This is a genomic window from Paenibacillus aurantius, assembly GCF_032268605.1.
Taxonomy (GTDB): domain Bacteria; phylum Bacillota; class Bacilli; order Paenibacillales; family NBRC-103111; genus Paenibacillus_AO; species Paenibacillus_AO aurantius.
Genome location: NZ_CP130318.1, coordinates 3,860,906 through 3,886,950 on the forward strand (window position 1 = coordinate 3,860,906; position 26,045 = coordinate 3,886,950).

The window sequence follows — 26,045 nt, forward strand, 5'->3', positions numbered from 1 at the left end:
GCTTAATCCGGGCAACAAAAAAACACCCGCTTGTCCAGCAGGTGTTTCCCTTTAGTCCGTATCCAGCTCCGAGCGGATTCTCAGCAGTTCGGCCGCCCTATCCGGGTCTCTCCGGAAATATTCGAGAAGCGTTTCGATGCAGGTAATGGAATCCCAGCTCAGGTGATGCTCGATTCCCTCCACATCTTTATAAATGTTCTCCTCCTGGACACCGATCATGGTCAGGAACTCTTCGAGCAGGTGATGCCGGTCGACGAGCCGTTTGCCCATTTTCTTGCCCTTCGAGGTGAGGATGAGGCCGCGATACTTCTCGTAGACGAGGTAATTGTCCTTGTCCAGCTTCTGAATCATCTTCGTAACCGAGGATGGATGGACTTCAAGGCCCTCCGCGATGTCGGATACCCGCGCGTAGCCCTTTTCGTCGATGAGCTTGTAGATCCGCTCCAAATAATCTTCCATGCTCGGCGTTGCCATCCCGTTTTCCCCCTTAATCTGCTTCCTTGCACTCTAAGTATGATAAACCATTCCCCTAGGCAGTGCAAGCCAACCCCCTCCCTTCAGCGGCCGGATAAGCCTTGATTTTGCCACGTGTGCCTCCGCCCCGACTGACGCAAACTAAGCACAGAAAAAGCACAGCCGATGCCGATCATCCGCAGGAAGGAGAAGCCTCCATGGCAACCGAATTGCTCAGCCGGCCGCCCAAAAGCTTAGAGGTCTTCGTGCCGGAGCTGGTCTATTTTGAACCCGATGCGCTGAATTATCCAAAGGGAAAGAAGATTAAAGAATGGGCCGAGGAGAAAGGGCTGCCTATTCGGATGACCACCTCGCACAACCGGATTACGAACCTGCCCGGAGAAACCGACCTGGAGAAATACCGGATCGCCAAGCGCACGCTGGTGGTCGGGGTCCGCAAGACGCTGAAGTTCGATCAATCGAAGCCGTCCGCCGAATACGCCATCCCCATTGCCACCGGCTGCATGGCCCATTGCCATTATTGTTACCTGCAGACCACCCTCGGGGCGAAGCCCTATATCCGGGTCTATGTGAACACGGATGAGATCCTGGAGGCCGCCCAGAAGTATATCGACGAACGGATTCCGGAGATTACCCGGTTCGAAGCCGCCTGTACCTCCGATCCCGTCGGCTTGGAGCATATTTCCGGTTCCCTCGCCGAGCTGATTGAATTCATGGCGAAGCAGGATTACGGAAGGCTGCGCTTCGTGACCAAATTTCACCATGTCGAGCCTTTGCTGAACCTGAATCACAACAAGCATACCCGCATCCGCTTCAGTGTGAATGCCGATTATGTCATAAAGAACTTTGAGCCGGCCACCTCCTCCTTTGCCGACCGGATTACCGCCGCGGGCAAGGTAGCGCATGCCGGATACCCGCTCGGCTTCATCGTCGCCCCCATTATTTGGCATGAGGGCTGGGAGGACGGGTACCGTCATTTGTTCGAGAAGCTGAAAGAGACCCTTCCGGCCGAAGCCGTAAAGGATCTCACATTCGAACTGATTCAGCACCGCTTTACCAAAACGGCCAAAAACGTCATCCTCCAGCGTTACCCGAAAACCAAGCTCGAGATGGACGAGGCGAAGCGCAAGTACAAATGGGGCCGCTGGGGCCAGGGCAAATACGTGTACCCGGATGAACAGGCCCAAGCGTTAAGGGAATTCATCACGGAACAAATCTTTGAGAAATTTCCGGAAGCCCACATCGATTACTTCACCTGATGCCTTATCCGGTGACTTTGCATACGGGGATAATAACCCCCGGAAGGACCTAGAACTTAAGCCAATCCGGCGTATGGCTGTTAAACCAGATCGTGATCTGGGTCATCCGGTCCGTATAGAGAAGAATGGCGATCACGATCATCACGGCCCCGCCTATCTTCATCATGACGGACGAATAACGCAGGATCCATTTGGTCGATCCGATGAAGAACGCCAGCACCATAAACGGGATGGCGAAGCCGAGGGAATACGCCGTAATGAGAGGCAGCCAGGCATCCGGCTGCGTGGCGGCAAGCGCCAGAATGGCCGATAGGATCGGGCCTACGCACGGGGACCAGCCTGCAGCGAAGCCTATTCCAATGAGGAAGGAACCGAGGTACCCGGCCGGCTTCCATTTCATGTTCAGCTTGCGTTCCTTGATCAGGAACTGCGGCTGAAAGATGCCAAGCATGAACAGGCCCATCAGCAGAATCAGCAGAGCGGCCAGCTCGCGGATCAGATTCCGGTTATCCTTGAAGAAGTCCGCCACGAAGCCGGCCGCCCAGCTAAGGCTGAAGAAGATAACCGAAAAGCCGAGACAGAAAAACAGGGAGTGGGTAAGCGTCGCCAACCTCACTTCCTTTTTGTTGTCCCCGTTCTTGATCTGATTGACGGATATTCCGGTAATGTAGGAAAGATAAGACGGATACAGCGGCAGACAGCAGGGAGAAATGAAGGAAGCGATCCCTGCCAGAAAGGCGATCCAGATATTGACCTGTTCCATGGGTTACTCCTCTGCTACCAAATTCGCAAGCCTTTGCGCAGCACCAGTGCCATCATGAGAATGGCGATCAAGAGAAGGACGACGGTCGCTCCCGGAGCAAGATTGGCCACCCCGGCGAGAATCAGCCCCCCGATCACAGCCAGCTCCGAGAAAAGAACGGCCATGACCACCGAATGCCGGAAGCTCCGGGCCACAACGAGGCTCGCCGCCACCGGGATGGTGATGAGCGAAGACACCAGAAGGGCGCCGACGATCTTGATGGCTACGCTGATCACCAGCGCGGTGAGAACGGTGATCATGATGTTATAGAACCGGAGGGGAAGGCCGCTGACCGCTGCCGCGTCTTCATCGAAGAACATCAGGAAGAGCTCCTTGAAGTTCAGAAGAACCACTGCAATGACCAGGAGGGCCACTCCCGCCACCATCCACAGGTCCAGCCGGTCAAGCGTATAGATGCTGCCGAACAAATAGCTGTATACGTTAATGTTAAAGCCTTTGCCGAGCGTAAACAGGAAAGTAGCAAGAGCCACCCCTCCTGACATGATCACGGCAATGGAAAGCTCGGCATACGTCTTGTAGGCTTTGCGCAGCCGCTCGATGGCAAACGAGGCAAGCACCGCGAAAACAAGGCCGACCCCAACCGGGTAGACATTGATCAGAAAGCCGAGGGCGACGCCGGCAATGGAAACATGAGCCAGCGTGTCTCCTATCATCGACAAGCGCCTCAGCACGAGAAAGATTCCCATCAGAGGGGCGGTTATGCCGATCAGGATGCCCCCAATCAGCGCCCTGACGAAGAAAGCGTCCGAAAAAATCTCCACTTACCGCACACTCCCCTGCAGCACTTCTTCGTAGCCTCTTAAATCCGAAAGAGCATGGGACAGGCTTGTTTCCCCGCAATCCTCCGGATCGTGCGTATGCTTCACATAAAATTTCAGCTTCCCGGCCGACTGGACCGGCTCCGATCCCAGGTAAGACTGCAGGGCCTCCCTGTCGTGGGACACCATCAGGAAGGTAATGTCGTGGTGATGGTGCATATGCCGCAGCAGGTGGAAAAAGCCCTCCTGCGTCTCCGCGTCGATCCCTACCGTCGGCTCGTCCAGAATGAGCAGGTCCGGGTTGTTGATCAGCGCCCGCGCCAGAAAGGCACGCTGCTGTTGGCCACCGGACAGCTGGCCGATCCTCCGGTCCGCCAGATCCTCTATCCCCATCACCCGCAGCGCTTCGCTGCACTTGGCGGAATCCTCCCGGTTCAACCGGCGGAACATGTTCTTGCGCCCGTAAAGCCCCGACATGACGACTTCCCGGACGGTCGCCGGGAAGAGGGGGTTGAAGTTATTCTTCTGGGGGACATAGCCGATCCGCTCCCAGTCCTTGAACCGGCCGACCGGTTCTCCGAAGAGACGGATGGTTCCCTTCTGGGGCTTGATGAGGCCGACGATCATCCGCAGAAGCGTCGTTTTGCCGGCTCCGTTGGACCCGACCAGACCGACGAAATCCCGCTGGAGAACCGAAAAATCCAATTGATCTATTACCTGTTTATCTTCATAAGAGAAGGACAAATCTTCGATTTCGATGACATGCTGGTGGCAGTCTCGGGCCGAAGTACCGGCCATAGGGACCCGCTCCTTTTTCTGGTGGAATCGTAGTTTCATTGTAAAGCTTTCAGTAAATTTTGCAAATTCGTCTCCATGACGCCGAAATAGTCCTTCCCTGCCTTAACCTCTTCCTCCGTCAACCCTTCGAGAGGATTCAGCACGAGCGTCTGAATGCCGGCGTCCTTGGCAAGCGTTTTGGCTGTTTTGTCGGAAACAAGCTCCTCGAAAAATATATATTTCACTCCGCTCTCTTTAATGAATGCATTCACCATTCTCATATCCTGAGAGGTAGGCTCCGCATCCGGAGACAGCCCCATGATGGCCTTCTGGGTCAAGCCGTAATCGCGGCAGAGGTACCCGAAGGCATCGTGGGAGACGACAATCTCCTTGCGCGGCACCTTGGACAGAGAATCGCGGTAAGAGGCGTCAAGGGCGTCGAACTTCTTCGAAAGCTCGGCGAAATTCGCTTCGTAATCCGCCTTGTGGGCCGGATCGGCCTGGATAAAGCCGTCCTTGATAGCGCCTGCCATCTTCTTTGCGTTAGCGGGACTTAACCAGGCGTGGGGATCCACTCCTTCATGCCCGTGCTCCTCACTACCGGAATGGGCTTCTTCCTGATCCTTCATGAGTTCGACACTCTTGCTCGTTTCCACGACCTTCACTTTGCTGTCCTTCGGAAGACTCTGAAGAAAATCGTCCACCCAGCCCTCGAAGCCGGCTCCCTGGTATACCAGCATTTCCGCCTTCGTCATCAGCCGGATATCATTGCTCTTCGGGGACCAGTCGTGCGGCTCGACCCCCGCCGGTACCAGATTGATCACATTCGCATGGTCTCCCCCAATCTTGCCGGCAAAGTCGTACAGGGGATAAAAGCTTGTCACCACATTGACTTTCCCTTCCTGAAGCTGGGCTTGGCCGGCTCCCTTGCCGCATCCGGTTAAAGCGGCCGCCGAGAGTAGCAGCAGAAGAAAGATAAAAGGATAAGTTCGTTTCAAGGATGGTCACTCCGATCCGTTCTTAATCGTAATCATTTTTATTTACAAGGAGCATTATAAGCCCGCCATTCCGCCGGTGTCAATATAAATCATAATGATTACGATTTAATGTTATGCCTGGGAATAACAAAAAAGCGCCGCCCGGACATAATCCGGCTGGCGCCTTGTAAAAGATCGTTACTCCGGAGTCCATTCCGGGTGTCCGGTCAGCAAGCCGTCGCTTATGCCTAATCGGTACATCAGGAACAAGCCGAAGCCGATGCTGAAGACCGCCGTTCCGATGCCGAGCACCCGGTTCAGGGACTGGGTCCGCTTGGAGAAGATGAAGGGAAGGCCGATGGCCATCGTCACGAGCATCATGCCCGCCACCGTCCCGAGCCCGAAGATGAACAGGTAGAAGAAGGCCAGCTTCTCGTTCGAGATGGCGTTCAGAACCAGCAGCGCCACGGCGGCCGAGCCCGCCATTCCATGAACCAGCCCCACCGCAAGCGGCCGAATGTACCGGGACCGCGAAGAAGGGACGTCCGAAGCCTCTGCCTGCTCCGTTCCATGCGGATGAGCATGCTTCTTCGTGAACAGTCTTCTCAGGCTGAACAGCCCCAGAATAACGATCATTACGCCGACGCTGAACTCCATGGACAGGCCAAGCGCAGGCGGAATCGTGAATTTCATATAAATGATGGCCGATCCGATCAACAGGATGGTTAGGGTATGCCCGAGTCCCCAGGCGATGCCGATCAAGCCGGCCCGGCCTAGTTTTCTTTGTTCGCTGACGATGGTCGTCACCGCCACCACATGATCCGCATCGGTGGAATGCCTCATCCCGAGGAAGAAGCCAAGCAGTAAAACCGAAATCCACTCCATAGAATAACTCCTTTTTTTCTTAGAAGTATAGCATAAAGCCGGGCTTATGTAAGGTTAAATTACACAGACGGGGAGTCGGCGTTTTGTTCTCCACCTGCCTACGATGGACGAGCTTCCGATGACGCCTGCAGCCAAAAAGCCCCTGCGGGTCCTCCCGCAAGGGCTTCTTTTGGCGGTTTACTTGACGATGGCCCCGTTCGGCAGGTCCTCGGCTACCGTGGCGAGTGTGAGCTTGTCGCCTTCCGAGGCGGCCAGGATCATGCCCTGCGACAGCTCGCCCCGCAGCTTGACCGGCTTCAGATTGGTCACGCAAATGACCTTGCGTCCGACCAATTCTTCCGGGCTGTAGTGCTTGGCGATGCCGGAGACGACCTGCCGCTGCTCGAAGCCTAGATCAAGCTGCAGCTTCAGCAGCTTGTCGGCCTTCTTCACCGGCTCCGCGGAGGTCACCTGCGCCACGCGCAGCTCGACCTTGAAGAAATCATCGATGCTGATTTCTTCGGCCCGGTCGGGCTGAGCCGCTGGCGCTGGAGCTCCCGCCGCGGCGCCGGCCGGCGTGCCGGCCTCGGCCGCAGCCGCTCCCTGCAGATCGAGCGCGCCAAGCGCAGCGACCGTAGAGCCGGGAGCGTCGGCCGTTGCGGCCGGTGCCGGCTGGGCGGCGGCCCCGCCCCCCATCGCCTCGGCGATGTAGGCGATCTCGGGCTCCGCCTCGAGGCGCGGGAAGATCGGCTCGGCTTTCTGCACGCGGACCCCGGCCGGCAGCGCGCCGAAACCGTACAGGCTTTCCCAGGCGGCGAGCTCGGCGCCTTCGATGCCGAGCTGACGGCGGATTTTCTCCGGCGTCTGCGTTAAGAACGGCTGCAGCAGAATGGAGACGTTCCGAAGGCACTCCGCCAGGCAGTAGAGCACGGAGCCAAGCTCCGCGCGGCGGGAATCGTCCTTCGCAAGCGCCCAAGGCTGCGTCTCGTCGATGTATTTGTTCGTCCGGCGGATGAGCTGCCAGATGGCGCCCAAGGCGACGGAGAACTCCATGCTCTCCATGACCTCCTCGACCTTGGCAACGGTCGAGCGGACCGTAGCGATCAGGTCGGCGTCGAACGGAGTCGATCCTTCCACGAAGGCCGGTATCACCCCGTCGAAGTATTTGTCGATCATCGCCACCGTCCGGTTCAACAGGTTGCCGAGGTCGTTGGCGAGATCGTAATTGATCCGCTCGACGAAGCTTTCCGGCGTGAAGGTGCCGTCCGAGCCGAAGGGCACCTCGCGGAGCAGGTAATAGCGCAGGGCGTCCAGCCCGTACCGGTCGATAAGCGTAACCGGATCGACGACATTTCCTTTGGATTTGGACATTTTGCCGTCTTTCATGAGAAGCCAGCCGTGGCTGAATACTTTTTTCGGAAGAGGCTGGTTCAGGGCCATCAGCATGATCGGCCAATAAATCGTATGGAAGCGCACGATCTCCTTGCTCATGAGATGAACGTCCGCCGGCCAGTATTTCTCATACTTGCTTTCGTCCTCCGAACCGTAGCCGAGAGCCGTAATGTAGTTCGACAGCGCGTCGATCCATACGTAGATGACGTGCTTCGGATCCCCCGGAACGGGAACGCCCCATTCGAACGTGCTCCGGGACACGGCCAGATCCTCCAGCCCCGGCTTGATGAAGTTGTTGATCATCTCATTCTTGCGCGCTTCCGGCTGGATAAAATCCGGATTCTCGGCATAGTATTGGAGCAGGCGGTCGGCGTACTTGCTCATCCGGAAGAAATAGTTCTGCTCGCTTACTTTCTTCACGGGGCGTCCGCAGTCCGGGCATTTGCCGTCCACGAGCTGGCGCTCCAGGATGAACGACTCGCACGGGGTACAGTACCAGCCTTCGTACGTTCCGAGGTAGATGTCGCCTTGGTCGAGCAGCTGCCGGAAGATTTTCTGGACGGCTTCCTTGTGCCGCGGCTCGGTCGTGCGGATGAAATCATCATAGGAAATGTCGAGCTTGCTCCACAGCTCCTTGATGCCCGCCACGATCCGGTCCACGAACTGCTGCGGGGTTTCGCCTTTCTCCTCCGCCTTCTCCTGAATTTTCTGCCCGTGCTCGTCGGTTCCCGTCAAATACATAACGTCGTAACCGCGAAGCCTTTTGTACCGGGCCATGGCATCTCCCGCCACCGTCGAATAGGCATGGCCGATATGCAGCTTGTCGCTCGGGTAATAGATCGGAGTGGTGATGTAGAACGTTGGTTTCGTCTGACTCATGGGAGCGTTCCCTCCTGCTTAATCAATTTTGGAATGCAAAAAAAGCCCTTCGTCCGTCTTGGGACGAGAGCTTCGGCTCACGCGGTACCACCCAGGTTCCCCCGCTGCTCGCACATCGGGGCTCTGCCAGTCTTGCGACTGCTTCTTTAACGCAGAAGGTACGTCGTCCTCTTACCCTCAGGCTCGAAGACAAGCTCTCCGGGACCATCTTCCGTGTGCTCTCCTGTACCGGTTCTCAGCTTCCCCGGCTCTCTGGCGACAGTGCGCTGCACGTACTTATCCGTTCATTGAAAACTGCCTATTCGGTTTCTACTTGTATTCCCTCAATATAACGAAACGCACGGCCCCGTGTCAAGCCGGCGGCGGGGAATCGGGCGGTGTCCCTCCGTCTTTCTTGGGCGGGACCGGATCCAGCCCTCCCGGATGAAACGGATGACACTTGCATAGACGAATCACCGTTAGAACCGACCCCTTCCAGGCTCCGTGAACATCGATGGCTTCCAGCGCGTACTGGGAGCATGTCGGGTAGAACCGGCAGGTCGGAGGCTTCAGCGGCGACACGAATTTCCGGTAGACGTGCACGGGGGCTTTGACCGCTTGGCGGAGAAAGCTCATGACGGGGTGTCCCGGCGGGCCGCACAATCTTCGCAAAGCCCGTAGATTTCGAATTTATGCTTAACGACTTGGAACCCCTCCGGAAGCCCGGATACGGCATCCATGGGGCAGTAAGTCACAGAGTACGTCTTGTCGCAGTTCATACAGATGATGTGATGGTGGTGGTGATTCTCGCCGCAGCTGACCCGGAACTTGATCCCGTCCTCCAGCACGAACTGCTCGAGAACGCCCATTTCGTGCATCAGCCTCAGGTTCCGGTAGACGGTGTCGAAGCTTAATCCGGGATACAGACGTCCCATATACTCATATACGGCTTTGGGGGTCAGGGCGCTCCCCTCTTCAGCAAAAAGACCGGCAAGCGTCTTTCTCTGGTCCGTAATGCGCATGCCCTGCTTCACCATCTCCTGAATGATTTCCTCGGCTGTCACTTTCATTCCCTCCAAACTTTGGCTTAGGACCCACCCCATCGTTCCAGGCATTTCGGAAGTTGGGGTCTTGTTTCATGATGCCTAAATTAGGCGGGGCTGTCAATTCGGCGGGGCTGTGTCATTGAGAATGAATATCAAACTCATTGACAGCCTTCCGGCCGTCCCCTACAATTTGAATATATCATCAAACGAACGGACCGGAGGAGCTTAGACATGAGCTTAAGCATCGAAGAGCGGACTTATTTGGAGAAGATCTTCCACCTGCGCTTCCGCATAGAATCCGGCTCTCAGCCTCAGCCGGATTCCGGCGGGACGCCTGTAACCGAGAGCAGCCGGCTGCAGCAGGAAGAGGGGCTGGAGGAAACGATCTCCCTTTTCGCTAAGATTAGGGAGATCGATCGGCTGCCAATCGCGGCTTCGCAGTTCACCAAATTCTACAGCCGCATGCTTTGCGGCGTTCTTTACGCCATGAGCGTATACCGCATCGGGTTGGACGCCTCTCTTCCCTCCCTCTCTGTCGCTTGGGACAAGGAGCAGCCTTTCACCTTGATTCTCGCTCCGCAAGGGACCTCCGATCCGGAAACTCTCGCTTCCGGCGGTGACCGAAACACTTGGAGAGCCCACACCCTTGCCGCCCTGTTCACCGGAAACCTGCAGCGTCTCTTCTGTCTTCTAAGCGGGCGGTACCGCCTGAGCCCGCAGATGCTGTGGGAGAACGCCGCCGTCTATGTGCATCACTTCTACGGCGAGATGATCGCCGGGGCGGCCGCCGGTTCGGACCGGGAACGCATCACCGGAGATTACTGCTTTCTGCTAAGCGAAGAAGCCGCCTGGTTGACCGGGGGATCAAGCTTCAATCCGCTCGGCGTGGAAGGCCGGTGCATTCCCCACCCCGCCCAGCCCGGTGTCTCGTTTCGCGTACGCAAAACCTGCTGTCTCAAATACCAGCTTCCGGGCAGCGGCAGCTGCACGACTTGTCCTCTTATCACCGATGAGGAACGCAGCGGCAAGCTGACAGCCGGTAAACCGAAGTAAAACGAGAACGGGACTTCCCTGGAGGGAGGTCCCGTTTCTTTTACGCTCCAATGGATGGCTTCATTCGGAAACCGGCTTAGGCCGGTTCCGTCTTGGCACCGAGCTCGGCGATCAGGTCTTCCAGGCTGATCTCGCTCATGGAGCCTAGGGTCCGGTCCACCTCTCCGAAGACAAGCCGGCACGTCAAGGGGTTCGGAACCGTTACGACCTTCATGCCCGCCCGTTTGGCGGCAAGCGCCCCGTTCGGCGAATCCTCGAAGGCAAGGGCCCGTTCCGGAGCCACGCCCAGCTGCTCCAGTACTTGGCGGTAAAGAGCAGGATCGGGCTTGACCTTCTCCACATGATCGGCCGTCTGAATGCATTCGAAATAAGAAGTCAGGCCGAAGCGGTCCAAGTACCCGGTGACCCAAGCCAGCCGGGAGCTGGAAGCCAGCCCGATTCTCAGCCCCATCCGCCGGGCCGACTCCAGATACTCGCGCACGCCCGGCCGGATGTCCTCCGCCTCCATCAGCGACTGGAACCTTTCCTTTCTTCTGGCCCTCGCCGTCTCCCGGTCCACCGGTCGTCCTACACACTCGTCAAGATGGGCGTAGGTGTCAAAGCCGTTCGTGCCCACCACGCTCCCCCACACTTCGAGCGTCAGCTCCGCTCCGTGCTCTTTAAACAGCTCCTGAAAGGAAGCGAACTCATTCGTTTCCGTATCGAGAATTAGCCCGTCAAAATCAAAAACCACCGCTTCGATCATCCGTCCTGCTCCTTTATCCGTCGTTTTCGGCCAAGTGATCTGCCTGCCTCTTCAGCATACCATTCCCGCCCCGCTGCGTCATTCTGGTGCCTTCTCCGTAAAAAGTTCTGCTTCCCTATTGATTAGGGTGCCGGATAAGGCACTTGAACGCAAAAAAGCTGCCTTTCCTCTTAAAAGGAAGGCAGCCGTGATTGTCTTAGTGGTAGTATTTCTTAATAGGCATTACGGCAAGAATGCTGTTGTTCCGGAAAAGTTTGGCCTCCTGGCGGTCAAAGCAATAAGCGACACAACATTGGGCACCGGTAGTCAAAATATCGATCTTGTGCTGGACCGTTCGGTTGTCGCTGTCCAGGTAGATGATGTTTACCGGTTCTCCCATGAATTGATCCAATGCTAGATCCATTTGCCTGTTCCTCGCTTTCTGTTGCTTAATAAGAAGCTCGTAACGGTGCGAAATGGCGTTATCTATTCCAAACCCAAAGGGAAATATTTCCTGTCTGCTGGTTCGTGCAACAACAGTATATAATTCGTTACATCAAACAGTATATCACAGGTTGTCCTATTAGGGAAGGAATGAACTGGAATTTTGTCGATTGCTGCCTTGCGTCTTACCGTGAACACAGTCGATTCGGCACTAAATCGAATGGATCATGTGGTGGTGATAATGAACGGTCCCCTGATAGGGCGGGAAAGCTTCTCCTACTTCCCAGGATTCAACCACACGATGGGCGTCGGCATAGCTGTAGCCCATCCCCATTAAATAAGAGATGGCGGCCACCTCATACATAGCATGGGCGGGAGAGGTCAGGGGGAGTTCATGAAGTCCGTAACCGACTACTGGCCGGACCGCGGACAATACCTGTCTGCGCAAGGGCATTTTCTATCCTTCCTTTCGGTATTGGGTTCCTACCCTTCCACTATATGCCCGCTTCCGGCCAAATTCTCAAGGCAACTACCCATTTCCCTGCCTCAGCCGCAGACAAAGTCTTGATTCTCCCCTGCCTTTAGGCCGACCCCTTCCGGAAGGATATGCTCCACACTTCGGCGTACTTCGTCCTTTTCCCACAAGGTCTTGCTCAAGAGGGAGACCAGCCCGTGGTCGGTACCGGTGCGGATCAGCCGGCCGATTCCCTGCCGCAGCCGGAGCAGCATATAGGGCAGATCCACTTCCTCGAAGGGCGCCGCGGATGCCTGTCTTCTTTTGGCCTCGTAAACCGGGTCCTGCGGAGGAAAAGGCAGCTCCCAAATCATAACGTGGGACAGGGACGGACCCGGAATATCCAAGCCTTCCCACAGGCTCACGGCACACAGTACACTGGTTTCCTCCCGTTGGAAGGAGGAGATCAAGTGGCTGATTTCCCCGTCTCCTTCATAGTAGAACGTTCCCGCCCCGGCCAGGGGATAGCTCCCCAGCTCCGCTTTGAACCGGGCCAGCTCCTCCTTCGCCGGGAACAGGATAAGGGCGCGTCCCCCTGTTCGTGCCAGCAGCCGGAGAGCCGTCTCTTTCTTCTCCTCAAAGCTCCCCCCCGACTGCCAGCGTGGGGCGATTACCTCCATCTGTTCGGCGTAGCGGTAAGGAGAAGGGGTGGAAAAAGATAGGAAAGCCTCCATGCCGAGACTGTCGGCCACGTACCGGAAGGACCCGCCGACGGATAAGGTGGCCGAGGAGAAGACAAGGGGCATCGCCTGGGAGAAGACATGCTCCCTCAGCACTTCCTTAACGGCTTTCGGCATGATGGTCAGGGTGGCCCCTTCCCCTTCCCCGTCCAGCCAGCAGATCAGGCGGTCTGAATGACGGAAGAGGCCGAGGGCCTTCTGGATCATCTCGATATGCTCTTCCACAATCCGCAGCTGGTAGTCGTTCAGCGTATAAAGCTCGCTTTCGAACACCAGCTCCTCTTCAATCTCTGTGAGGAGCGAACGAAACCGGCTTACTTCGCGAAGCAGGGAATCATCCTGCCGGATTTTTTTGCGGTCGGATCCGTGCACCTTCTCGGAATGTCCCGCCAACGCCTCGAAGAGCACCTCGCTCTGAAGAATCGCCTCGTCGATGAGAACGGCGAGCTTCTCCCGAATTTCCCCTTGAAGCAGCCGGGTGACCAGCTCTTCGAATACCGCATGCTTCAGCTTATAGGTGAGAGCCTTCTGAGCGGCGGTTTCCAGCAGGTGACCCTCATCGAATACCACGGAGCTGTGCTCCGGCAGCAGAGGCAGCTGGCCTTCCCGTTTGCGGGCCTCGTAAGTCCACACATGCTCCATATAGAAATCATGCGAGCAGATGATGAGATCGGCCGATTTGCGGTAATGGTCCCTCGACAGGGTCTGTCCGCACCGGTGCCGCTGCTCGCAGGCGAAGCAGTCCTGGAAGGAATCCCAGTTGACCCGGCTCCACTGCTCGTCATTCAAGCCCGGATAATGCTTGCGGTCCCCATAAGGATGAAAGGCCTGCAGGGTCTCGTAGGAATGGACAAAGTCCGGGAGTTCCTCGTAAAGCTCCTGCCAGGCGAGGCCGTCCGGCCCCGTCCGGGCTTTATCCAATTTGTTCAGACAGAGATATTGATCCATCGATTTGCCCAGACGCGCGTCAATCCGCAGCCCCAGGTGGCGGGCCAGCTTCGCCACGTCCCCTTCCGGCTTCACGAGCTGTTCGATCAGCGATTCGTCGGCGCAGGCAATTACGGCAGGCTTGCGGGTATAGCGGGCATAGCCGGCCGCGTACAGCAAATAAACGAGCGTTTTCCCCGTTCCCACCCCCGCCTCGGCCAGGATGGTCTTCTTCTCCGCATACGCCCTTTCGAGCTGGAAGGCCATATAAATTTGTTCGTCCCGAACTTCAAAGCCTGCTTCCGGAAGCAGGTCATAGAAAACATCCGATACCCAGTCGCTCAACTGCCCGACGAACGGCTGGGACGGATCGTATGCAAACGGATAACGTTCCACTCCATTTTCCCCCATCTTGTCATGGTACGGTAAACTTTAATTATCTCATGAAATCATTCTCTTGGCAAAGAAAAAAAGGCCAGCCGGCTCCAACCGACTGGCTTGCCCCTTCCCATCCGCCCGGAAGCAGGCTGATCCGCTCCCCTTCCCTGTCCTTACCCGGTGCCGAGCACTTTGCGGCCTCTCGGCTGGGTCCCGCCCGCATCAGGCTCTAAGGTAACCCCAATCCCGTCAAAGCTCAGGTTCTCCTGCTTGACCGGGTAGGTAAGGATTCCGCTGCCTTTCTCATCCGTTACCAGGGTTCCGCAGTTGTAGCGCACTCCGTTCTTCAGAAGCCAAACCTGGTAGGCCTGATCGCCTTGGGTGGGCGGCATCCCTTGGAGCTCCACCACGATTTCGTTCCCCCCGTCCCGCTTCATGACCGTTGCCCGGCCTCCCGCGTTATGCAAGCCGTCCACCGGTTTCAGCGTGTAGCTCTTTACGATTTCGGCGGGTCCGGCGATCCTGGCGGCCGGCTTCCCCGATTCTTTCGCAGGGCCTAGGGCATAAAGGGCAAGGAGGACGGCTGCAGCGGCCGCGGCACCGGCCAAGGCGGAATAAAGCGGACGCATGCCGCTTCTCCGCACCGGGACCTGCACCGGGACGAAACGGGAAGGGGCCTCTCTGGGTTCGGGGGAAACCGAGGAATCCCCAAAAATCCCAAGCATGACCTCTTCCTTCAAATCGGCCGGAACGTCCTGCTCGTCGTCCTGAAGGCCGATGGCCGTCCAAGTTTCTTTCAGCTCGCTCAGCTCCTGCGCGCAGGAGGGGCAGACGGACAAGTGACGTTCAAAGACCTGGCGCTCTTCCTGGTTGCCCTCTCCCATCAAATAAGGGATAAGCTGCTCACATGGGGTCTGACCGTTTTCTTGCACGTTTATCCCTCCCTCTGCTTCTGTATGGACTGGCGCAGCAGCTTCAGCGTTTGGTGAAGCCGGCTTTTGATGGTACCGAGCGGTTCGTTGGCTTCGCTTGCCACCTCGCTTAAGGTGTAGCCCTCCCAATAAACCCTCTCGAGAAGACGGATTTGATTGGAGGAGAGGTGCCGGTAAGCCTGCCGGATCTCTTCCCGTGTTAAAGCCCGGGTTATGACCGCTTCCGGTCCCTGATCCGTAGGTGCCTCGAACCGCTCCCATTCTTCCGCCTCCAGGGGCACCTCCCGGGAGGAGCGCTGCTCCTTGCGGACATGGTCAATGGCCATATTTCTTGTAACCGTCAGCAGCCAGCTGACGAACTGCCCTTTGTCCGGATCGTATCCCTTTCGTGTGGTCCAGATCCGGGTAAATACCCCTTGAACGATTTCTCTGGCCCCCTGCTCCTCCTTAACGGATTTCAGGGCAAAGGAATACACCAGCCTGACATAGCGATCATACACTTCCTCCAGCGCCGGACGATGCCGGGCGCGAACGAGCTCCATCAATTCCGCATCCGTTTTGCCGCGCATCCCGTTACCCCTTGCCTCAAAATGAAGTTCCCTTCCGTCTGGCTGCGCCGCATGCTGTGCTTCTATTGTCCTATATCCCCTGCCTGGGCGCAACGGGTTTCTGAGGCAAAAAAGCCCGGTTCGTCGGGGACGAAACCGGGCATAGGGACCAAGCTATTTGACGATGATCCGCCCCTTCATGCTGCTCTTATGGGGCTCGCATACGTAATCATAAACGCCCGGCTTGTCGAGTTGAATCGTGGCCGACTCCCCCTTGGACAGGAGAGGGGTGGCAAAGGATCCGTCCACCGCGGCGGCATTGTGGCGGACACTGTCCAAATTGGTGAAGGTGACTGTAGAGCCGGCCTCTACGGTCAGCTCGGGGATGCCGAAGGCGAAGCCGCTGATGTCCACCTGGTAGCTTTTCCCGGCGGGTTTGGCCGTTCCGGCAAAGGAGAAGGGATCCACAGCATGCCAGATGTTGTTGACATTCTGCCCGAGTGTGTCGCCCCGGTTACCATCTTTACTGAACCTATAAAGAGGAGCTCCCTTGTAGGCCGTCTGCTTCGAGCCGTCCGCCCTTGTCATGGTGGTGAAATCCGCCTGGTCCGTACCGGTAGGGGCTTGAACCGCCTCCTCGTAATAGACCGGCCAGTTCGTTTCACAAGTGCCGCTGCAGGCGCTCTTCTCGTAGCTGTCCTTATCAAAGGTATACAGGGTTCTTCCGTAGGAATCGGTTAAATAGAGGCCGATCCCTTCCTTCTGCCCGATGGCGGCAAACGAAGGCGCTTCCACCACGTACCAGATTTTGTTCACCGCCTCCCCGAACGTATCCCCCGGCGCCTTATCGCCGATATAATAATAAAGCGGCCAGCCTTTGTAGGTCGTTTGCTTTGTCCCATCGGCTCTAGTCAGCGTCCCGAAGTCTTCTTTCTTCAGCCCGGCGGGCACTTTTAATTTCTCGCTGTAGTAAACCGGCCAGTTCTCCAAACATTTGCCTTGGCAGGAGTTGAGGTTCGCCGAGTCCTTGCTGAAGTAGTAGAGCGTCCGTCCTTTGCTGTCCGCGAGATAGGTTCCGAGCTCCGGCTTCGCTGCATAGGATAGAAAATCATAAGAGAGCGCCCTCAAAGCGTCCGGCTTAATCACCCGCTTCTCGGTCAGTACCTCCGCCAGCGTCTTTCCCGTTCCTTTGACCTTGGCGGACAAGCTCTCCACCAGCACGGAGGCCATGTTGACATTGCGGAAGGGCTTGGCGGCCGCCTCTTTGCCGAGACCTGCCAACCGGGCGGCCTCCAGTACCTTGTCATAGGTGAAATATTGGTCCTGCTTGTAGCCCACCGCCTCCAGCATAACTTTGTAAACCTGCTCCGAGGTAATCCCGGACAGCGGGTCGAACTTCCCTCCTCCGATTCCGGTCCACCCCAGCTCGGGATGATGCTTCAAGTAGGCCAGAATGTTTCTCCCCTCTGGCCATACCAGAACGGCGTCACTAAAGGTTTCCCTATCCGGCATGGAGAAGGCCGCCGCTTCCCCTTCCAGCCCCTTCATCCGCAGGTATAAAATAGCGGCCTGCAGGCGGGTCGTCGGCTTGCTTAAATAAGCGTCCGTCAGTCCGCTTCCTTCTCCCTGCAGAATGCCAAGCTCCGCCGCCAGGTCCGTGTCGGATACGACCTGGGCGGCCGTTCCCGCTGCTCCGTCCGCGGATGCCTGAGCGGCTGGAAGGACCGCCGCGGCCGCCACGATGCCGGCCAGCATCCAGTGATGGGTTTTCGATTTAAGGTTCATACGTCTCCTCCTCATGATTTCCTCGTTATTTCTGTTGGGACAGCCAGGATGCCAGAATGTCGATCTGTTCCTTGGACAGCTTGCCGCCAAAGCCGGGCATGTCGCCGCCCCCCTGCTCGATCTGGCGGATGATTTGGTCCTTCGTCTTGCGTGAGCCCACCTGCTGCAGGTTCGGCCCGAAGCCGCCCTTCAGCTCGGCGGCGTGGCACCCGATGCAGCTGCCGCGGTACAGCTCTTCGGCTTTGGCGGCCGGAGACGGCGAAGCGGCCGGCGGGGCCGCAGCGGGCTTCGCGGTCGGCTCAGCCGAAGCGACCGGCGTCACCGCCGGAGACGGCACCGCCGGCGGAGCGGCCGAAGGCGCGGCCGTGCCCGCGGCGGCTGAGGGGGACGAGGCCGCCAAAGCCGACGGAGCCGCCGCTCCCTCCGGCGTGACTTTGCCGCAGCCGGCGAGACCTATCGCGGCTGCAGCAATCCATAGCGCTGCACAGCCTTTTTGCATGAGGCATCGGTCTCCTTTCGGGTAAATTCTTCCTTCCTCTAAGGAAACGACAGGGTCGCCCAAACGGTTCGCCCCTTTCATAAAAAAATAAAAGCCCCCTGTTATAGGGAGCTTTGCTGCCATGTTATAGGTTCCTACTGTCTTACTCGGGACGAAGAATGTATTCCGCCCGGTCCGTCCGAATGAGTAGCGACTGGGCCTCCTGCCGGCTTTCCAGCTTGTCGTTGAACGGAATTTCATACAGGTTCTGCGGGAGAGGGGCCTCTTCCTCCGGGACACCTTCTACCTTGCCTTCTCCTTGAAGAATAAGAGAACGCTCCGAAATATAATCATCAGGATGCGTTTCATTGCGAACCGCCACCACGACCTCGTTCAGCTGCAGCGTCACGCTGTCCAGATCTCCGTCCTCTTTCTTATCTATGACGAGAGGCCGGTCTTTGCAGGATTCCAGCCATTCCTTAATGCTTTTCAGCGTCTGTTCCATCTTCGTCAGCCTCCAATCGGAATCGTTATGCTATACCTTACCCGATTCGGCTTGGCTTTAATCAACAGCCTTTCGCGTCCTGTTCATTAATGTTAAGAAAAAATTCAGTAGCGCCCCGCTCCGTTACCCCCTATAATCGATAGGAGCGGAAAAATTCACGAATTGTTTACAAACTCACAGGAGAGTGACCCAAACTGGACCAGCACCCAACCCGTCCCAAAAGCATTTTGCTCTACATCTTATCGCGTCTGCCGCTGCTTATTCTGCCCGCCCTCTTGGTTGGATTGACGGAATTTTGCAACCGCGGGCATGTCAAAGCCACCATCAAATGGGTCCTCCAGCGCCCCCATGAATTTGCGCTCAATTACCTTCTGGTGTTCGGTCTCTACTTCCTGTTCGTGGCTTTGACCAGCCGCATGCGCACTTCTTATTGGATCGTTACCTTTATTCTGCTGACGACCTCTCTTGTCAGCGGCATTAAATTTAAAATTCTCGGTCTGCCCATGCTTCCCTGGGACCTTGTCCTGAGCAGCGAAGGAGCGGATGTCGCACAGTACGCGGGGGACCTGCTCCGCTGGGAGCTGGTCGGCGGGGTCGCCGCCTTCTTCCTTATCAGCTATTTAGTGCTTCATCGGGTTCCCCGTACAGCCCGCAAAAGCAACTGGCCCGAAAGAGCCGTTCTGCTTCTGCTTTCCGCCTTCCTTCTGTACGGAACCTACACGAACAAGCCGTATAAATTTCAAAACGCTTTCAAAATCAGTACCATTCCTTGGGATCAGGCGGAGAATTACTTGCAGAACGGTTTTCTGCTGACCTCCATGCTTAATATGGATCTCGTGTTCATTCCCGAACCGGAGGGTTACACCGCAACCGCCATCGAGAATTACATCAAAGAGATCCCCCGCCGAACGAATACCGACGGCGCCGTTAAGCCGAATATAATCGTCATGCTGAGCGAATCGTTCTGGGATCCGACTCTCATGAAAGATGTCAAGTTCAGCGAAGATCCGATTCCGTTCTTTCATTCACTCCAGCAGACTTACACAAGTGGTACGCTGCTCTCCCCCCAATTCGGAGGAGGTACGGCCAATGTGGAATTCGAAGTGCTGTCCGGCAATTCCATTCGTTTTCTGCCCCAGGGATCGCTCGCTTACATTCAATATGTAAACCATGAAGTAGACTCGCTTGCGAGCATTTTGGACCGGCAGGATTACAACACCGTTTCGGTTAATCCGTTTCATAACTGGTTTTTTGACAGCAACAAGGTTTACAAGGATTTCGGTTTCGGGAAGTTTATCTCCAGCGAATTCTTTGACTCGGGCGTGAACGGTCTGTATATCCCGGACACGAAGGTCTCGGAAGTCATTATTAACGAGGCGCAGAAATCGAAAGGGCCGGACTTTATTTTTGCCAACACGATGGAAAATCACTGGCCTTACGAGCCTTGGAAATTCGGCAACAACAACCATTTCAAGGTGCTCAACAACTATTCGGAGGAAACCAAGGGCATCATCGAGACTTACGCTCAGGGAGTCCACAATGCGGAGCAGTCGTTCAAAATGATGGTGGACCATTTCAGCAAGACGAAGGAACCGACCATCATCGTATTCTTTGGGGACCACCTGCCGCTGCTAGGCAATGAGTACGGGGTATATAAGGAAACCGGTTACCTTACGGAGAACGATCCGGACTTTCTCAAGAAAATGTACAGCACCCCGTTCGTAGTATGGAACAACTACCTGCCGGAGAAGAAGGAAACACTGAACATCAATCCTTCGTTCCTTGGTCCTTACGTTCTTAATTTGGCGGAGCGTAAAGGCTCTTATTACACGGACTACCTCTACCAGCTGTCCAAGAAGATGCCGATCATCCCGCCGAAGAATCACTACGAGGAAATGAACATCAAGGAAGAAGATCTGACGGAATACAAGCTTCTCCAGCATGACATCCTTTTCGGTTCCCGCTACGGGTACAAGGATATTTCGGAGCCTATTATTCATAAGGACTACGTGCTGGGCTTCGGAGATATGAAGATTGAGAGCGTCGATTCGGAAGTTCTCGCTTCTCCGGACTCTCAAGGGGAATCCGATACCCCGGTGGAGATTCACGGCCATTTCTTTGTTCCGGGAAGCATAGTCTACTTGGGAGACAAGCCGCTCAAAACAACTTATCACGACGAGTCCCATCTGACAGCCTCCATCCCCAAAGCGCTGATGGCCAAGAAGGGGAAAAAGACGCTGCAGGTGGAAGTGTACGATTCCAAAAAGATCGCCATTGCCAAGTCCAACCCCTTTGAGCTTGCTGCCAAGTAGCCCGGGTGAAATCGACTTCGTATGCTCATAAAGGTGAGGAAAGGCCCCGCGGATGCGGGGCCTTTTTTGCGGACATACTGGGCAGGAAGACGAAGAGACAGGCGGAAAAGTGTCTTTGCAACGAATGATGTGTTACTATTAAAAAGATAGCCAATCATTTTTATATAGAGACAAAGAGGAGGATGAGGAATGAGCCAACTGTTTACCCCCTTTCCCGTCAGAGGCGTTACCCTGAAGAACCGGATCGTTATGTCCCCTATGTGTATGTATTCGAGTACGAACAAGGATGGACGGATCACCAACTGGCACCGTACCCACTACACGAGCCGGGCGGTCGGCCAAGTCGGCCTGATTGTCGTGGAAGCGAGTGCGGTGACACCCCAGGGGAGAATCTCCGAACAGGACCTGGGCATTTGGAGCGATGATCATCTCGAAGGGCTGAAGGAGCTGGTCGACCTGGTCCACGAGCAGGACGCCCATATCGGCATTCAGCTCGCCCATGCCGGGCGCAAAGCCGTGCTGCCGGGCGAAATCGTGGCTCCCTCCGCTGTGGCTTTCGGCGATATGAAGGCACCGGTGGAAATGACGATCGGGCAGATCCAGGAAACCAAACGGGCTTTCAAGGACGCCGCCGTCCGGGCGAAGACTGCCGGCTTCGATGTGATCGAGCTTCATGCCGCCCACGGCTATCTTCTGAATGAATTCCTGTCCCCTCTTGCCAACAAAAGAACGGATGCCTACGGAGGAAATGCGGATAACCGCTACCGCCTGCTCAGCGAGATTATCGATGAGGTGCGTCAGGTCTGGGAGGGCCCGTTGTTCGTCAGAATCTCCGCTCATGAATATTTGCCGGAGGGCTTGACCCCAGAGGACTATATTCCTCTGGCCATCAAGATGAAGGAGCAGGGCGTCGATCTTATTGACTGCAGCTCCGGAGGCGTAGCGCCTGCCAAGATTGATTCCTATCCGGGGTACCAGGTTCCCTTTGCCGAAACGCTGAAACGGGAAGCGGGAGTGGCCACCGGAGCGGTAGGCTTGATCACGAGCCCGATTCAGGCGGAGGAAATTCTGAAGAACGGACGGGCCGACCTGATTTTCCTGGCGCGGGAGCTGCTTCGCGATCCGTATTGGCCGCGCACCGCGGCCAAAGAGCTCCGTACCGAGCTTAAGCCCCCCGTTCCTTACGAAAGAGGCTGGTAAAGACCAGCCTCTTTCTCTAGACAAAGGCCCTGGACCTCAACTGGTCCAGGGCCTTTCTAAGTTGGGTTCCCTTACCCGGAAACTATGATCAGGTTCGCGTAGGGAGTCGTATCCCCCGTCCGGATCACGGCCCGGGACTCCGGACAGATTTCCTTGAACCGTGCATGACTGACGACAATCAGCTTATCCGCAAACCGGCTCTGCAGTTCACCGAACCGGGCGGGGCTCGCCTCCCGCATTTCTTCCGTCACGATGAGAGCATCCAGAATAAATTCCTTCTCCACGGCGTGGAGGACGTCCAGAACCGTCGGCAGGTCGTCGACCAGAGCCAAATCGAGCCTCTCGACGCCAAGCGGAACCGGGAATCCCCTGTCGCATATGGTGAGAAGGTCCGTATGGCCCGTCTCCGCCAGTATCCGGTTCAGCTGGGGATGAAGGATCCCTTGCTTCTTCATAAAGAACTCCCTCCCCCTGCTTCCAGAGCCCGCCGCCGCTGGGAAAGCGTAAGCTCCTCCCGGATGGAGGGGCAGGGGCGCTTGAAGTAGAAGCATTCCTTCCCTTCCACCATGGTGACGGCCGTCAGCTCCCAGCCTTCCGTGCCCTTCTCGGGAAGCTCCTCCCGGCTCGTGCCGACGTAATACTCCCAGCGTACCTTGACCATGCTTCTTCCCTCCCGTGTCTTATCGCTCCATATGATCGTCCGGCTGGGCGGCTTTCACCGTCAGACCGCCATCGACCATGAGGAGGTGGCCGTTGATCTGCTCGGCCTCGTCGGAGGCGAGAAACACGACGGCGTCTCCGATCTGGCGGGCGGTGCCGAGGCGCTTCATCGGATTGGCCTCCACTTCCTTGCGGCGGATTTCGTCATCCGCCAGGTAGTCGGTGCACATATCCGTGTCGACGGTGCTTGGCCCGACGGCGTTTACGTTAATCCCATATCGGCCCAGCTCGATGGCCATCGATTTGGTCAGCATATGGGCCGCCGCTTTCGAAGATTGATAGTGCGGAATCACGGGGCTTGTGACCACCAGGCTCGCCGTCGAGAGCACGTTGATGATTTTGCCGTAGCCGCGTTCGATCATGCCTTTGGCCGCCAGCTGGGATCCAAGGAAAATGGCCTTGACGTTCGTATTGTACGTCCGGTCCCAGGTTTCTTCCGTTACGTGAAGGAACGACTCAAAGGGAGCCACGCCGGCATTGTTGACCAGAATCTCGATGGAACCGAGCTCCTTCTCCACCGTTTCGAACATGGCCTGGACCTGCTCCTTGCGTCCGACATCTCCCTGAACGATCACCGCCCTGCCGCCTAGCTCCTCTACCTTTCTGCGGACGCTCTCGGCCTTCTCCCTCGAGGAATCCGAAGTGAAGTTAATGGCAACGTTAGCCCCTTCTTCCGCAAGACGCAGGACGATGGCTTCGCCGATCCCCCGGCTGCCTCCCGTTACAAGAGCGGTGCGGTTGTGCAATCTTTTCATGGAAATTCTCCTTCTCTATTGGTTAGTCGGTTCCCGCCCTTTAGAGGCTCGGACCGATCCGGTTGATGCTGAACTCCTGATGCCCGAGAATTTCGGCTTTGGTCAGCTTTCCGTCGGCCACCTCGCGGATTTCTTGCCAGATCAGCTCTCCGGCTTCCTCCACATTCATGGAGCCTTCGAGCATCGGTCCGACATTCACGTCCATGTTGTCGGCCATCCGTTCATACATCCGGCCGTTACCGGTAATTTTGATGACGGGAATAACCGCGGATCCGGTCGGTGTTCCCCTTCCCGTGGTGAAGCAGACCAGGTGGACGCCGCTCGCGGCCATGCCGGAGACGCATTCGATGTCATTTCCCGGGGAGTCCATGAAATATAGCCCTTTGCCGGGAATTTTCTCCGCATATTCGATAACGCCTTCAAAAGGAGCCGTCCCGCATTTGCTGATGCATCCGAGCGACTTCTCTTCGATCGTGGAGAGCCCTCCCGCGATATTGCCGGGACTTGGATTCCCTCCTCGCATGTCCTCGCCCATCCGCTCCACTTCTTTCTCGAAGCGGTCTACGATGTGATAAAGCTTATCCGAGATTTCCGGCGTCCGGCAGCGGGCGGCCAGAATGTGCTCGGCTCCGATGATCTCCGTCGTTTCTCCGATTACGATGCCGCCGCCTTCCGCAATCAACCGGTCCGCGGCGTTGCCTAGAGCCGGATTGGATGCAAGGCCGGACGTGGCATCCGATCCACCGCACTTGACCCCGACGATCAGCTCGCTTAAGGACAGCTCCACCCGCTCCGCTTTATCGAGCTCCGCCCGGAGGCGATTCGCGATCTCGGTCCCCTGCTGAATAGCCTTCACCGACCCTCCGGCTTCCTGGATATCCAGTACTTCCACCGGTTTACCCGTAACGCGGATGGCGTCCGCGAGCTCGTAAGGGTTCACGACCTCGCAGCCAAGGCTTACGACAAGCACCGCCCCCACATTCGGATTACGGCCGGTTCCGGCCAAGGTCTCGAAGGTGCGGGACTTGTCGGCACCGATCTGGCTGCAGCCGTGCTGGTGCGGAATGGCAACGGTTTCAGGAACCATCTGAACGATCCGGCTGCAAACCTGGTTGGCGCAAATAACGGTAGGGATGACCAGCAAATGATTGCGTATGCCCGTATCCCCGTTTGCTCTTTTGTATCCCATAAGGGTCCCCATGATTGGTCCTCCTCTATTTTCTTCGGCAGCTGGTCCTGCCCCTACTTGCCCGCCTGGTCGCCGCGTCCGCGGATGCCTTCCAGGTTATGAACATGCACATGCCGGCCGACTTGGATGTCGGTCGTTGCCCGGCCGATCACTTCCCCGTATTTCAGAACATCCTGGCCGCTGCGAATCTCTACAATCGCCACTTTATGGCCGAACGGAATCGGGTCGGCTGCGGTGAATGGCTTCACCTCATCCTGAATACGGCAATAAAAAGTCTGTCCTTCCGCCAAGTCCTTTAAAGCCGTGGCGACATGGTCCTTAACGTCCATTACGATGACGTCGGAGCCGCTCTTTATGGTTTCCGCCATGAAGTCATCTCCTCATTAATCGATGGGTTACCGATAACCCTACCTTACCAACAGTCCTCCTTGCTGTCAAATATTTTTTTGGTTACAATGGGTACCAGACCGGGTGCCGAATGACCCGCCACCTCTCCGTCTAAATGGCGGAAAATCCTTGCAAAAACAGGTACAAGCAAAGGAAGTAGACCATGATTACCATTTACGATATAGCGAAGAAAGCCAATGTCTCGGCCATGACCGTATCCAGGGTTATCAATAACACGGGAAGGATCAGCGAGAAAACGAGGGTAAGGGTCAGGCAGGTGATGGAGGAGCTTCACTATGTGCCGAACTCGGCCGCAAGGAGCCTTGTCCTTCAGGAGACCCGCATTCTTTCCCTCCTCATTACGGACATTACCAATCCATTCTATACGACCTTGGCCCGGGGAGCGGAGGACGCCGCGATGAAACGGGGCTATCGCCTGCTGTTCAGCAACAGCGATGAGGATGTGGGGAAGGAGAAGGAGTACCTGGAGATGGTGCTTTCCACCCGCGTGGACGGCGTGCTCTTCTCCCCCGCGGGAGACAACTCCCTCCCCCAGCTGGAGAAGCTGCACAAGCATGGCATCCCCTTCGTCCTGATCGACCGGGAGGTTCCCGGGGTCGAGTGCGACACGGTGCTCGGCGACAGCCGCCTCGGTGCCCGCCTGCTGGTGGAGCATCTGTTTCAGCTGGGTCATAGGCGGGTAGCCCTTCTGAACGGCTCCATGAAGGTTTCGACGGCCCGCGAACGCTTCACGGGATATGCCGAAGCCCTGAAGCTGCATGATCTTCCCTGGGACGACCGCCTGGTGTTTGAAGCAGGATACGGGAGGGCCTCGCTCGGAACGATCGAGGAGGCCGTAGAGAGGATGCTGGCGCTTCCCGAACGGCCTACGGCTGTTTTTGCGGCGAACAATTTCCTCGCTCTGGATGCCGTTAAAGCCTTCCGCCGCCGGGGGCTGGATGTGCCGCATGACCTGTCCGTCGTTTGCTTTGACGATCTGGATCCCAACTCCGTTCTGGATCCGTTCCTAACCGTAGCGGCCCAGCCGGCTTACGAATTCGGGAGCATGGGGATCCGCCTTCTGATCGACCGCATTCATGGGGTGGAAGCAGGCTCCCCCCGCAAGAAGATCGTGCTTCCTCCTAAGCTGACCGTGCGGCAATCTTCCGCGCCGCCCCGTTCTTAGCAGGGATACTATCCGCCCATGTCAAAAAGCCAAGCAGACGTCCCTTAGGGACGTGACCTGCTTGGCTTTTTTTGGAGCTTGATTCTCGACTGTGCCGGGT

28 protein-coding genes are annotated in these 26,045 nt (G+C 56.7%); 5 read left to right on the forward strand and 23 right to left on the reverse strand.

Translation table 11 applies throughout. The features are described from left to right. Positions 1–51: 51 nt before the first annotated feature. Positions 52–474 (reverse strand): transcriptional regulator MntR, encoded by a 423-nt coding sequence (gene mntR, locus MJA45_RS17480; RefSeq protein WP_315603186.1) that lies wholly within the window; start codon positions 472–474, stop codon positions 52–54. Positions 475–671: 197 nt separating this feature from the next. Here mntR and splB point away from each other — a divergent pair, with 197 nt between their 5' ends. Beyond that, entirely contained in the window at positions 672–1,733 is a 1,062-nt protein-coding gene (gene splB, locus MJA45_RS17485; RefSeq protein ID WP_315603187.1) for a spore photoproduct lyase, read from the forward strand. A gap of 49 nt (positions 1,734–1,782) precedes the next feature. On the opposite strand, the gene MJA45_RS17490 is transcribed toward splB, so the two are convergent. The 8 genes from MJA45_RS17490 to MJA45_RS17525 all read right to left on the reverse strand — a co-directional run bounded on the left by MJA45_RS17490 (position 1,783) and on the right by MJA45_RS17525 (position 9,252). Next, the gene (locus MJA45_RS17490) at positions 1,783–2,496 is read right to left on the reverse strand and encodes a cytochrome c biogenesis CcdA family protein (protein WP_315603188.1); all 714 of its coding nucleotides are present in this window, start codon (positions 2,494–2,496) and stop codon (positions 1,783–1,785) included. A 14-nt stretch (positions 2,497–2,510) separates the two neighbouring features. Next, on the reverse strand, positions 2,511–3,317 hold the full coding sequence (locus MJA45_RS17495; RefSeq protein WP_315603189.1) for a metal ABC transporter permease: 807 nt from the start codon (positions 3,315–3,317) through the stop codon (positions 2,511–2,513). Further along, positions 3,318–4,112, reverse strand: coding sequence for a metal ABC transporter ATP-binding protein (locus tag MJA45_RS17500; RefSeq protein WP_315603190.1), 795 nt, complete (start codon positions 4,110–4,112; stop codon positions 3,318–3,320). It lies immediately after the preceding gene. Positions 4,113–4,147: 35 nt separating this feature from the next. Next, entirely contained in the window at positions 4,148–5,089 is a 942-nt protein-coding gene (locus MJA45_RS17505) for a metal ABC transporter substrate-binding protein (RefSeq protein WP_315603191.1), read from the reverse strand. 177 nt (positions 5,090–5,266) lie between these two features. Beyond that, a complete protein-coding gene (locus MJA45_RS17510; protein ID WP_315603192.1) occupies positions 5,267–5,953 on the reverse strand; it encodes an urease accessory protein UreH in 687 nt (228 codons plus the stop codon). Positions 5,954–6,130: 177 nt separating this feature from the next. Beyond that, a complete protein-coding gene (gene metG, locus MJA45_RS17515; RefSeq protein WP_315603193.1) occupies positions 6,131–8,203 on the reverse strand; it encodes a methionine--tRNA ligase in 2,073 nt (690 codons plus the stop codon). A 351-nt stretch (positions 8,204–8,554) separates the two neighbouring features. After that, entirely contained in the window at positions 8,555–8,818 is a 264-nt protein-coding gene (gene yidD / locus MJA45_RS17520; RefSeq protein ID WP_315603194.1) for a membrane protein insertion efficiency factor YidD, read from the reverse strand. Next, positions 8,815–9,252: a Fur family transcriptional regulator gene (locus tag MJA45_RS17525; RefSeq protein WP_315603195.1), complete on the reverse strand. Its 438-nt coding sequence runs from the start codon at positions 9,250–9,252 to the stop codon at positions 8,815–8,817. Before MJA45_RS17525 ends, yidD begins: the two co-directional genes overlap by 4 nt. A gap of 207 nt (positions 9,253–9,459) precedes the next feature. Between MJA45_RS17525 and MJA45_RS17530 the strand changes: the two genes are divergently transcribed. Continuing rightward, positions 9,460–10,281 carry an IucA/IucC family C-terminal-domain containing protein gene (locus MJA45_RS17530; protein WP_315603196.1) on the forward strand — a complete coding sequence of 274 codons (822 nt, stop codon included), beginning with the start codon at positions 9,460–9,462 and terminating at the stop codon, positions 10,279–10,281. A 76-nt stretch (positions 10,282–10,357) separates the two neighbouring features. On the opposite strand, the gene MJA45_RS17535 is transcribed toward MJA45_RS17530, so the two are convergent. From MJA45_RS17535 to MJA45_RS17575, 9 genes are all read right to left on the reverse strand, one after another. Further along, complete coding sequence (locus MJA45_RS17535) at positions 10,358–11,026, reverse strand: HAD family hydrolase (protein WP_315603197.1); 669 nt, start codon at positions 11,024–11,026, stop codon at positions 10,358–10,360. Between the two features lie 196 nt (positions 11,027–11,222). Then, positions 11,223–11,429 carry a hypothetical protein gene (locus MJA45_RS17540; protein WP_315603198.1) on the reverse strand — a complete coding sequence of 69 codons (207 nt, stop codon included), beginning with the start codon at positions 11,427–11,429 and terminating at the stop codon, positions 11,223–11,225. Between the two features lie 231 nt (positions 11,430–11,660). Continuing rightward, positions 11,661–11,903 (reverse strand): hypothetical protein, encoded by a 243-nt coding sequence (locus MJA45_RS17545; RefSeq protein WP_315603199.1) that lies wholly within the window; start codon positions 11,901–11,903, stop codon positions 11,661–11,663. A 92-nt stretch (positions 11,904–11,995) separates the two neighbouring features. After that, entirely contained in the window at positions 11,996–13,966 is a 1,971-nt protein-coding gene (locus tag MJA45_RS17550; protein WP_315603200.1) for an ATP-dependent DNA helicase, read from the reverse strand. 155 nt (positions 13,967–14,121) lie between these two features. Next, on the reverse strand, positions 14,122–14,880 hold the full coding sequence (locus MJA45_RS17555; protein ID WP_315603201.1) for an anti-sigma factor: 759 nt from the start codon (positions 14,878–14,880) through the stop codon (positions 14,122–14,124). A gap of 2 nt (positions 14,881–14,882) precedes the next feature. After that, on the reverse strand, positions 14,883–15,449 hold the full coding sequence (locus tag MJA45_RS17560) for an RNA polymerase sigma factor (protein ID WP_315603202.1): 567 nt from the start codon (positions 15,447–15,449) through the stop codon (positions 14,883–14,885). A 153-nt stretch (positions 15,450–15,602) separates the two neighbouring features. Then, positions 15,603–17,213 carry a plastocyanin/azurin family copper-binding protein gene (locus tag MJA45_RS17565; protein WP_315603203.1) on the reverse strand — a complete coding sequence of 537 codons (1,611 nt, stop codon included), beginning with the start codon at positions 17,211–17,213 and terminating at the stop codon, positions 15,603–15,605. Between the two features lie 25 nt (positions 17,214–17,238). Beyond that, positions 17,239–17,712: a c-type cytochrome gene (locus MJA45_RS17570; protein WP_315603204.1), complete on the reverse strand. Its 474-nt coding sequence runs from the start codon at positions 17,710–17,712 to the stop codon at positions 17,239–17,241. 142 nt (positions 17,713–17,854) lie between these two features. Then, positions 17,855–18,196 carry a protein YmzB gene (locus MJA45_RS17575; RefSeq protein WP_315603205.1) on the reverse strand — a complete coding sequence of 114 codons (342 nt, stop codon included), beginning with the start codon at positions 18,194–18,196 and terminating at the stop codon, positions 17,855–17,857. A 227-nt stretch (positions 18,197–18,423) separates the two neighbouring features. On the opposite strand from MJA45_RS17575, the gene MJA45_RS17580 reads away from it, so the two are divergent. Both MJA45_RS17580 and namA read left to right on the forward strand, forming a co-directional pair. Continuing rightward, the gene (locus tag MJA45_RS17580) at positions 18,424–20,508 is read left to right on the forward strand and encodes an LTA synthase family protein (protein WP_315603206.1); all 2,085 of its coding nucleotides are present in this window, start codon (positions 18,424–18,426) and stop codon (positions 20,506–20,508) included. A 189-nt stretch (positions 20,509–20,697) separates the two neighbouring features. Continuing rightward, complete coding sequence (namA, locus tag MJA45_RS17585; RefSeq protein ID WP_315603207.1) at positions 20,698–21,708, forward strand: NADPH dehydrogenase NamA; 1,011 nt, start codon at positions 20,698–20,700, stop codon at positions 21,706–21,708. A 71-nt stretch (positions 21,709–21,779) separates the two neighbouring features. Here the strand turns inward: namA and rbsD are convergent, their stop codons facing one another. From rbsD to MJA45_RS17610, 5 genes are read right to left on the reverse strand one after another with little or no spacing between them, the layout of a single operon-like run. Continuing rightward, on the reverse strand, positions 21,780–22,163 hold the full coding sequence (gene rbsD / locus MJA45_RS17590) for a D-ribose pyranase (protein WP_315603208.1): 384 nt from the start codon (positions 22,161–22,163) through the stop codon (positions 21,780–21,782). Next, positions 22,160–22,369, reverse strand: coding sequence for a hypothetical protein (locus tag MJA45_RS17595; RefSeq protein ID WP_315603209.1), 210 nt, complete (start codon positions 22,367–22,369; stop codon positions 22,160–22,162). The genes rbsD and MJA45_RS17595 overlap by 4 nt, the downstream gene beginning before the upstream one ends. Before the next feature lie 19 nt (positions 22,370–22,388). Then, positions 22,389–23,183 carry an SDR family NAD(P)-dependent oxidoreductase gene (locus MJA45_RS17600; RefSeq protein WP_315603210.1) on the reverse strand — a complete coding sequence of 265 codons (795 nt, stop codon included), beginning with the start codon at positions 23,181–23,183 and terminating at the stop codon, positions 22,389–22,391. A 40-nt stretch (positions 23,184–23,223) separates the two neighbouring features. Continuing rightward, complete coding sequence (locus tag MJA45_RS17605; protein WP_315603211.1) at positions 23,224–24,384, reverse strand: UxaA family hydrolase; 1,161 nt, start codon at positions 24,382–24,384, stop codon at positions 23,224–23,226. Between the two features lie 41 nt (positions 24,385–24,425). Next, positions 24,426–24,740, reverse strand: coding sequence for a UxaA family hydrolase (locus MJA45_RS17610; RefSeq protein WP_315603212.1), 315 nt, complete (start codon positions 24,738–24,740; stop codon positions 24,426–24,428). Positions 24,741–24,922: 182 nt separating this feature from the next. Between MJA45_RS17610 and MJA45_RS17615 the strand changes: the two genes are divergently transcribed. Then, the gene (locus tag MJA45_RS17615) at positions 24,923–25,945 is read left to right on the forward strand and encodes a LacI family DNA-binding transcriptional regulator (protein WP_315603213.1); all 1,023 of its coding nucleotides are present in this window, start codon (positions 24,923–24,925) and stop codon (positions 25,943–25,945) included. The last annotated feature ends 100 nt before the right edge of the window (positions 25,946–26,045 follow it).